The following is an 8890-nucleotide window of genomic DNA, read 5'->3' on the forward strand; positions in this document are numbered from 1 at the left end:
CGCAGTGCTCACGACCGTCTCCACGGCAACCCGGGCAGCCGATGCCCGCGACCGGCTGCTGACCCGGTTGACGACCTCGCATCCGGTCGTCTGCGGGATCGTCAACGTCACCCCGGATTCGTTCTCCGATGGCGGCCGCTTCCTGGACTCGGATCGTGCTGTGGCGCATGCTCTGTCGATGGTCGACGAGGGTGCCGAACTGCTCGACATCGGCGGTGAGTCGACCCGGCCGGGGGCAACCCCGCCCACCGTCGACGAGGAGATCGCCCGAGTCGTACCGGTGATCGACGCCCTGTCCAGGCTCACCTCGACACCGCTGTCGGTCGACACCTCACGGCCAGAGGTGATGCGAGAGGCGGTACGCGCCGGGGCGAGCGTCATCAATGACGTTCGTGCTCTTCGTCTTCCGGGCGCACTCGCCGCAGCTGCCGAACTGGACGTTGCGGTATGCCTGACGCACATGCTGGGCGAGCCGTCGACGATGCAGAATTCCCCTCGGTACGGCGATGTCACGGCAGAGGTCCGCGAGTTCCTCGACGACCGGGCCGCCGAATGCCTCCGGGCCGGAATCCCGGCGTACCGCATCCTGGTCGATCCCGGATTCGGGTTCGGGAAAACGCTCGAGCACAATCTGCAACTGCTGCAGGGCCTTCGGACGCTCACCGCGGCCGGGCGACCGATCATGGCGGGTCTGTCGCGGAAGGGAATGATCGGTGCCATCACCGGCCGAGAGGTCGACGGCCGACTCGCCGGATCACTCGCCGCCGCGATCTTCGCGGCCCAGAACGGGGCGTCACTCCTGCGGGTTCACGACGTCGCCGCCACCATCGACGCACTGGCCGTGATGCGGGCAGTGCGGTCGCTCGACGTACTGCCCTCACACCCAGGTCAATCCACGACGAATGCCGAGGCCACCTCATGACCGCATCCCTCTCCTCCGCCCGTCGGCTCTTCAGCGCCGAGCACGGTTGGATGGCCGTCGACCCGTTCGGCTCACCGGCCCAGACTCCGAGCCGTGTGGGGGTGACGCCGGCAGCGTTGGCCGACGCCGCCGACATCGTCGGCGTCGATCTTCCGTCGGTACGTACCGTGCTCACCGCCGGTGATGCGTGCGGCACCATCCACACCTCCGCCGGCTCGGTCACGGTGTACGCCCCGGCGAGCGGCATGGTCACGATCGTCAACCCCGCTGTGCGCGAGGACCCGTCGCTCGTCGCTGCCGATCCGCTCGGTGCCGGCTGGCTGTTCGCCGTCCTGACTCCCGCGGCCTCGTCGTTCGACGACCTGACCATGCGCGAGCCGACCGGCGCAGTGCGGACGACCTCATGACCATCAGTGTGTTCGACCTCTTCTCCGTCGGAGTCGGCCCCTCGAGTTCGCACACCGTCGGACCGATGCGCGCGGCCGCCCGATTCGTCGACGATCTGCGGACCATGTCTGCGTTCGACGACGTTCGAGAGCTGGCGGTCGATCTGTACGGCTCGTTGGCCGCGACCGGAGCCGGCCACGGCACCATGACCGCCGTACTGCTGGGGCTGGAAGGCCATGCGCCCGAGACCATCACGACCGAGGTCATGGAAGAACGGCAGGCATCGATGGCGGCCACCGGCCGAATCGTCTTCGGTGGTCACCGAGAGATCGACCTAGCGGTCGACGACATCGTGCTGCGTCCGTTGACGGTACTGCCGTTCCACCCCAACGGGATGAAACTGACTGCGCGCAGGGCGGATTCGACCGAACTGCACAGCGAAGTGTACTTCTCCGTCGGTGGCGGCTTCGTGGTGACCGAGGCCGAAAGCGTCGAGGCCGTCGCACCCCTCGCCTCCGCGAACGGATTCGCGTCGGCCAAGGAACTACTTCAGCTCTGTGAACGTCGGCGCTGCAGCATCAGTGACGTCATGACCGAGGTCGAGCTCGAACGCCGCACACACGAGGAGATTCGGGACGCGTTGCTGCACATCCGTGACGTCATGGTCGAGTGCGAGGTTCGCGGCATCTCCCGCGACGGCTACCTTCCCGGCGCGCTGGGAGTGCGGCGTCGAGCACGGGACTGGTTCCTGCGGCTCGATGCCGAGGATCCGAACCGTTCGAGCGAATTCGCCGAGGACTGGGTCAATCTCGTCGCCCTCGCAGTCAACGAGGAGAACGCCTCCGGCGGACGAATCGTCACGGCACCCACCAACGGCGCGGCCGGCATCATCCCGGCCGTGCTGCACTACGCCACTCGCTACACCGCCGCGGGGGTCGCCGATCCCGACGGCAGCACGGTGCGTTTTCTGCTCACCGCCGGCGCGATCGGATCGCTCTACAAGGAGATGGCCTCGATCTCCGGTGCCGAAGTGGGCTGCCAGGGCGAGGTGGGTTCGGCAGCATCGATGGCGGCCGCCGGTCTGGCCGAGGTACTGGGCGGCACACCCGAACAAGTGGAGAACGCCGCCGAGATCGCCATGGAACACAGCCTCGGTCTCACGTGCGACCCCATCGGCGGGCTGGTGCAGATTCCGTGCATCGAACGCAACGCGATCTCGGCAGGCAAGGCCATCAATGCGGCTCGGATGGCATTGCGCGGCAACGGCACCCACCGCGTCAGCCTGGACCAGGTGATCGAGACAATGCGGTCCACCGGGGCCGACATGCACTCGAAGTACAAGGAGACCTCCAGCGGCGGCCTCGCGATCAACGTGCCGGTGAACTTCGTGGAGTGCTAGAGGCCGAGAACTTTCTCCACCGCCACACAACGTCGAGGGGCCCGTACCGATTCGGTACGGGCCCCTCGTGCGTGTCGGCTCAGCTGAAGATGACCGTCCGGTGTCCGTGCAGCAGGACGCGATTCTCGCAGTGCCAGCGGACCGCTCGCGAGAGTGCGAGTGCCTCTGCGTCCTGTCCGACGGTGGCCAGACGAGACGGGTCGTGAGTGTGGTCGATACGAATGACCTGCTGCTCGATGATCGGGCCCTCGTCCAGGTCGGGGGTGACGTAGTGCGCCGTCGCTCCGACCTGCTTGACGCCCCGGTCGAATGCCTGGTGGTAGGGCTTCGCGCCCTTGAAGCCGGGCAGGAACGAGTGATGGATGTTGATCGCCTTGCCGTGCAGCGCTCGACACGTCTCGTCGGAGAGCACCTGCATGTAGCGGGCCAGCACCACCAGGTCGACCTCGTACTCGGCGACGAGGTCGAGCAGGCGTTGCTCGGCCTCGGCCTTGGTTCCCGGGGTGACGGGAACGTGGACGAACGGCAGCCCGGCAGCCTCGGCCATCGGCCGCAGCACCTCGTGATTGCTCACCACGGCCACCAGTTCGCCGCCGAGATTCTGTGAGCGCCAACGGAAGATGAGGTCGTTGAGGCAGTGCCCCATCTTGGACACCATGACGAGCACGCGCGGCTGGCTGCAGCCGTTGAAGGTGTACGTCATCGCGAATCGATCGGCCACCTCGCGGAAGCTCTCGGTCAGCTTCTCGATGTCGGTGGTGCCGCTGGCCACGAACGAGGTGCGAAGGAAGAACGAGCCGTCCGTGGAGTCGTCGAACTGTTGGTGTTCGGCGATGTCGCAGTCGTTGTCGAAGAGGAACGCACTGACGGCCCGGACGATGCCCGGCCGCTGGCCGCAGCTGAGCGTGAGGGTGAAGTTCTCGGTCATCGAATCTCCTGGTACTGGTGGGTCGTCAGCTGCGGATCTTGGCCATCTCGGGGTCGACGAGGGGCTCGGCCACGACGGTGGCGGACACGAGCCGATCGAAGTATCGAATCTGTACTGCTGCACCGGGTTCTGCGCTACCGGCAGGAACCCAGGCGTAGGCGATCGGCGCACCGACGGTGTGACCGAACGCGGCGCTGGTGACGTAGCCGGCGGGTTCACCGTCCACCAGGACGGGCTCGTGGCCGAGTACCACCGACGTGCCGTCGTCGATCTTCAAGCAGACCAACTTCTTCGAGACGGTGTCGTCGGACATCTCGAGTACGGCGTCGCGGCCGCGGAATTCGCCCTTCTGTGGGCGTACCGCGAAGCCGAGGCCTGCCTCGTAGGGGTTGTGCTCGGTGGTCATGTCCGAACCCCACGACCGGTAGCCCTTCTCCATGCGCAGGCTGTTGAACGCAGCGCGCCCGCCGGCGATGATCCCGAACTCGGAACCGGTCTGCCACAACATGTCCCACAGTCGCTGGCCGTAATCGGCGGTGGTGTACAGCTCCCACCCGAGCTCGCCCACGTACGACAATCGCATCGCCGTAACGGGTACTCCCCCGATACGAACCTGCTTGCAGCGGAAGTACTTGAAGTTCTCGTTCGAGAAGTCGTCCTGGGTGAGCTTCTCCACGACCTCGCGGGCGTGGGGACCCCATAGGCCGATGCAGCACGTGGATCCGGTGATGTCGTCGACGGTGACGCTGCCGTCACTCGGCGCTTCGCGGCGGAGGTAATCGAAGTCGAGATTGCCGTTGGCTCCGACCTGGAACTCGTCGGCGGACAACCGCGCCACGGTGAGATCGCTTCGGACGCCGCCCTTCTCATCGAGAGCAAGGGTGTACGTGACGGCCCCGACGGTCTTGTCCATCTTGCCGGACGTCAATCCCTCCAACAGTGCCAGCGCACCGGGTCCGCGTACGCGCAGACGCTTGAGCGGGGTCATGTCGTACATGGCGACGGACGTACGGGTCTTCCACGCCTCGGCCGCGGCAATGGGCGAATGGAACATCGACGCCCACTCGTCGCGCTCGGGCGGCTGCCACTCGACGGGAAGCTGGTGCACCAGATCGGCATTGGCCTCGTACCAGTGCGGGCGTTCCCACCCGCCGCCTTCGAGGAACACGGCACCGAGTTGATGCTGCCGCGCATTGAAGGGACTGACCCGAACGTCACGCGGGGACAACCGCGGCTGCGAGGGATGCAGCACGTCGTAGATCTCGACGAAGTTCTGCTGCGAGGTTTCGCTGACGTACGAGGGATCGAGCTGGAAATCCTCGAAGCGGTTGACGTCGCATCCGTGCAGTTCGACCTCGGAGCGTCCGTCGACCAGCAACTGTGCGATGGCCCGGCCGACTCCGGCCGAGTGCGTCACCCACACGGCCTCGGCGATCCAGAAGCCCTTGACGTCCGGGGATTCACCGAGCAGCGGTCCGCCGTCGGGGGTGAACGAGAAGACTCCGTTGAAGCCGTGGTCGATCTTGGCGGTTTCGAGGCAGGGCAACAGCAGCTTGGACTGCTCCCACGACGGGGCGAAATCCTCCTGCGTGAAGTCGAGCATGGACGGCATCGCCTCGTCGGACACACCGTCTCCGCCGGGCAGGGTCTTGGTGTCGACGGGCATCGGGCGGTGCGCGTAGGTTCCGATGCCGAGACGGTCGACGTGCTCGCGGAAGTACAGGTCCTGATCCTGATGACGAAGAATGGGCATGCCGGCCTCGGCCGCTTCGGTGTTGCGTCCCACCAGTTCCGGGATCTGATCGGTCTTGGCGTACTGGTGCGCCAAGGGCAGCAGCGGCACCTTCATGCCGACCAGTTCGCCCACATCGGGGCCCCAGAAGCCGGCGCAGGACACCACGATGTCGGCCTCGATGACGCCGTTGTCGGTTGCCACACCGGTGACGCGGCCACCCGTCTGTTCGATACCGATGACCTTGGTGGAACCACGGAACACGGCTCCGCGCGATTCTGCGCGACGGGTGAGTGCCACGACGGCACGGGACGCTTTGGCAAGACCGTCGGTCTCGACGTACAGACCGCCGAGGACCCGCGAACGATCGATCAGCGGATGCAGTTTGGCGCATTCGGACGGGTCGATGACCGATCCTTCGATGCCCCAGGACGTGGCCCAGCCCTGCTTGCGATGCAGGTCGGCCAGTCGCTCCTCGGTGGTGGCCACTTCGAGGCCGCCGAGCTGATTGAAGCACCACTGCCCGTCCACCTCGAGGCCCATGAACTTCTCGACCGTGTATCGGGCGAGTTCGGTCATGGTCTTGGATGCATTGGTCTGGAACACCAGACCCGGTGCGTGCGAGGTGGATCCACCCGTGAGAGGGAGCGGCCCCTGATCCAGCACGGTGATGCGATCCCAACCGCGTGCGGTGAGCTCGTCGGCCACGTTGGTACCGACTATGCCGGCGCCGATGATGACAACTCTCGGTGAACCCATGGTGGTCCTTCCGTATCGGGGTGGAGAGATGGAGCTCGGCCGAAGCGGTCCACGGCCTGCACGACAACTAACCAGAGATTGATATATCAAGAGTATGGGCAGGGATGGTTGTGGTCAACCCCCGAAATACCGATGGTGCGGGACGCAGAGTTTCGCATCCCGCACCATCGCTCACTTCACTTGCCGGCCTTGACTTTCGGCGGGGCCTTGGGGTTCTTGACGATGAACGGATCGTTCGTGACGTCCTTGTACAGCGAGACACACGTACCGATCATCACCAGTACGAACGGTGCCGCCACGATGATGGTCATCGTCTGCAACCCGTTGAGGGCGTCCGAACCTCCCGTCCACAGCATCAGGATCGCGATGCCGCCGGTGACGACACCCCAGAAGGCGACGACCCCACGCGACGGATCCAGGGTGCCGCGTTGCGACAGGGTGCCCATCACGATCGAGGCAGCGTCGGCACCACTGACGAAGAAGATGCCCACCAAGACCATCACCAACACCGACGAGATGCCGGCCAACGGGAAGTGGTCGAGAACCGCGAACAGCTGCGATTCCGGCTTACCGAGGGCCACCAGATCCTCGGTTCCCTTCTGCTGCTCGCCGATTGCCGCTCCACCGAAGATCGAGAACCAGACCAAGCTCACCGACGTAGGGATGAGAATGACGCCGATGACGAACTGGCGGATGGTACGGCCACGACTGATGCGAGCGAGGAACATACCGACGAAGGGGGTCCACGAGATCCACCAGGCCCAGTAGAAGATCGTCCAGGACGAGAGCCAGGACTCGGTCTCGGGACCACCGGATGCCGCCGAGCGCGCCGACATGCCGGCGATGTGCGCGGCGTAGTCACCGAGAGTGGTGGGCAGCAGATTCAGGATCAGGACCGTGGGGCCCGCGACGAACACGAAGATCGCAAGCACGAGAGCCAGCACCATATTGATGTTCGACAGCCACTGAATTCCTTTGGAAACCCCGGACACTGCCGAGGCCACGAATGCAAGTGTCAGGATGGCGACGACAGCCACGAGCAGAAGCGTCCCCGCTTGGTTGACCCAGCCGAGAACCTCGATACCGGAACCGATCTGGAGTGCGCCGAGGCCGAGGGATGCCGCGGTGCCGAACATCGTGGCGAAGATCGCCAGAATGTCGATGACCTTGCCGATGGGGCCTTCGGCGCGGCGACCGATCAGCGGAATGAACGAGGAGCTGATGAGCTGCTTGCGGCCCATCCGGTAGGTGCCGTAGGCGATGGACAATCCGACCACCGCGTACATCGACCAGGGGTGCAGTCCCCAGTGGAAGATGGCCGTCGACAGTGCCGTTCCCACAGTGGAATCGGTGATTCCGGGCGGCGGGGTGACGAAGTGGGTGAGGGGCTCGGCCACTCCCCAGAAGATCAAGCCGATTCCCATGCCGGCGCTGAACATCATCGCGATCCAGCTGACGGTGTTGAATTCGGGCTTCTCACCGTCTTTGCCGAGCGGAATCTTTCCGTAGCGACTGAGTGCGAGCCACAGCGCGAAGATCACGAACCCGGTGGCCGAGAAGATGAACAGCCAGCCGACGTTGGTCACGACCCAGTCGAGTACCGACGCGTTGACGGACTTCATGTTCTCGGTGCCGAGGATGCCCCATGCCAGAATCGCGATGACGATGGCGGCGGTGATACCGAACACCACCTTGTCGGTGCGCGGCTTGCCCTCCTCTCCGTGGTGGTAGACCTCGAGGGGGCCGTAATGATGAGGGGCATGTTTCTCGGGTGCAGCGACGCGAGTTTTGTCGCCCCGGGGTTTGCTGTTCGTTGTCACATCGTTCTCCCTCCGGCTCTCGCCGAATAGGTGTGTCGCCCGTGCACGCAGCGTGGGTGGTCGGATAGGTGCGCGACTCGTTGCTCTCTGCGCAACTACGATTTGTTTGGACTCGAACAAGACTGAGCCGACCCAGGGGCTATGTCAATAGATGGCTGGTCATTTCGACGCGTTCATCACGGTTTTTCGAAACGGACAACGTCCCTGAACAGCAACTATGCGAGTACATATGCCGAAAGTTGTCCAAATTCGATACTCGCTTTTAACATTCGATACTGCCCGGTAACTGATATATTAAGCCAATTCCACCACCGTCGCGGCCTCGAACGCCGCTCCTTCACCTCACCCAGGAGTACCAGTCATGCCGCAGCAGGTCCGCGCCGTCGTCGCCAAGAGCAAAGGTGAGCCCGTCTCGATCGAGACGATCACCATTCCCGATCCCGGCCCGAACGATGTCGTGGTCACCATCGCCGCGTGCGGGGTGTGTCATACCGATCTGCATTACCGCGAGGGCGGCATCAACGACGAGTTCCCGTTCCTGCTCGGCCACGAAGCCGCAGGCACCGTCGAAGCGATCGGCGATGCTGTCACTCATGTCGAGGTCGGCGACTTCGTGGTGCTGAACTGGCGGGCGGTGTGCGGGGAATGCCGAGCCTGCAAGAAAGGCACCCCCTGGTACTGCTTCGACACCCACAATGCGTCGCAGAAGATGACCCTCGCCGACGGCACCGAACTCTCTCCCGCGTTGGGGATCGGGGCGTTCGCCGACAAGACCCTCGTCCACGAAGGCCAGTGCACCAAAGTCGACCCGGACTCCGATCCGGCGGTCGTCGGGTTGCTCGGCTGCGGGGTGATGGCCGGACTCGGTGCGGCGATGAACACCGGGAACGTCTCCCGCGGGGATTCCGTCGCCGTGATCGGGTGCGGCGGTGTCGGGGATGCC

7 protein-coding genes are annotated in these 8890 nt (G+C 64.7%); 4 read left to right on the plus strand and 3 right to left on the minus strand.

The annotated features are described in order from the left end of the window. Positions 1–4: 4 nt before the first annotated feature. The 3 genes from folP to CH278_RS25145 are packed head-to-tail and all read left to right on the plus strand — an operon-like array spanning position 5 to position 2708. On the plus strand, positions 5–922 hold the full coding sequence (gene folP, locus CH278_RS25135) for a dihydropteroate synthase (RefSeq protein ID WP_256991923.1): 918 nt from the start codon (positions 5–7) through the stop codon (positions 920–922). After that, the gene (locus CH278_RS25140; protein ID WP_045841503.1) at positions 919–1329 is read left to right on the plus strand and encodes a glycine cleavage system protein H; all 411 of its coding nucleotides are present in this window, start codon (positions 919–921) and stop codon (positions 1327–1329) included. Before folP ends, CH278_RS25140 begins: the two co-directional genes overlap by 4 nt. After that, the gene (locus CH278_RS25145) at positions 1326–2708 is read left to right on the plus strand and encodes an L-serine ammonia-lyase (RefSeq protein WP_027494735.1); all 1383 of its coding nucleotides are present in this window, start codon (positions 1326–1328) and stop codon (positions 2706–2708) included. Before CH278_RS25140 ends, CH278_RS25145 begins: the two co-directional genes overlap by 4 nt. A gap of 79 nt (positions 2709–2787) precedes the next feature. Here CH278_RS25145 and purU read toward each other — a convergent pair whose 3' ends face one another. The 3 genes from purU to CH278_RS25160 all read right to left on the minus strand — a co-directional run bounded on the left by purU (position 2788) and on the right by CH278_RS25160 (position 7947). Next, positions 2788–3636, minus strand: coding sequence for a formyltetrahydrofolate deformylase (purU, locus tag CH278_RS25150; protein WP_094623144.1), 849 nt, complete (start codon positions 3634–3636; stop codon positions 2788–2790). 25 nt (positions 3637–3661) lie between these two features. Next, positions 3662–6127: a GcvT family protein gene (locus CH278_RS25155; protein ID WP_094623145.1), complete on the minus strand. Its 2466-nt coding sequence runs from the start codon at positions 6125–6127 to the stop codon at positions 3662–3664. A 176-nt stretch (positions 6128–6303) separates the two neighbouring features. Continuing rightward, entirely contained in the window at positions 6304–7947 is a 1644-nt protein-coding gene (locus CH278_RS25160; protein ID WP_080729038.1) for a BCCT family transporter, read from the minus strand. Positions 7948–8308: 361 nt separating this feature from the next. Between CH278_RS25160 and CH278_RS25165 the strand changes: the two genes are divergently transcribed. Continuing rightward, the coding region (locus CH278_RS25165) for an alcohol dehydrogenase catalytic domain-containing protein (protein ID WP_179274535.1) at positions 8309–8890 on the plus strand (582 nt) is incomplete at its 3' end.

Source organism: Rhodococcus sp. 05-2254-5, from assembly GCF_002258575.1.
Lineage (GTDB): Bacteria > Actinomycetota > Actinomycetes > Mycobacteriales > Mycobacteriaceae > Rhodococcoides > Rhodococcoides fascians.

Coding starts and splice junctions, on each gene's coding strand:
- CH278_RS25155 (WP_094623145.1), bottom strand. CDS start 6,127: ATGGGTTCACCGAGAGTTGTCATCATCGGCGCCGGCATAGTCGGTACC.
- purU (WP_094623144.1), bottom strand. CDS start 3,636: ATGACCGAGAACTTCACCCTCACGCTCAGCTGCGGCCAGCGGCCGGGC.
- CH278_RS25145 (WP_027494735.1), top strand. CDS start 1,326: ATGACCATCAGTGTGTTCGACCTCTTCTCCGTCGGAGTCGGCCCCTCG.
- CH278_RS25140 (WP_045841503.1), top strand. CDS start 919: ATGACCGCATCCCTCTCCTCCGCCCGTCGGCTCTTCAGCGCCGAGCAC.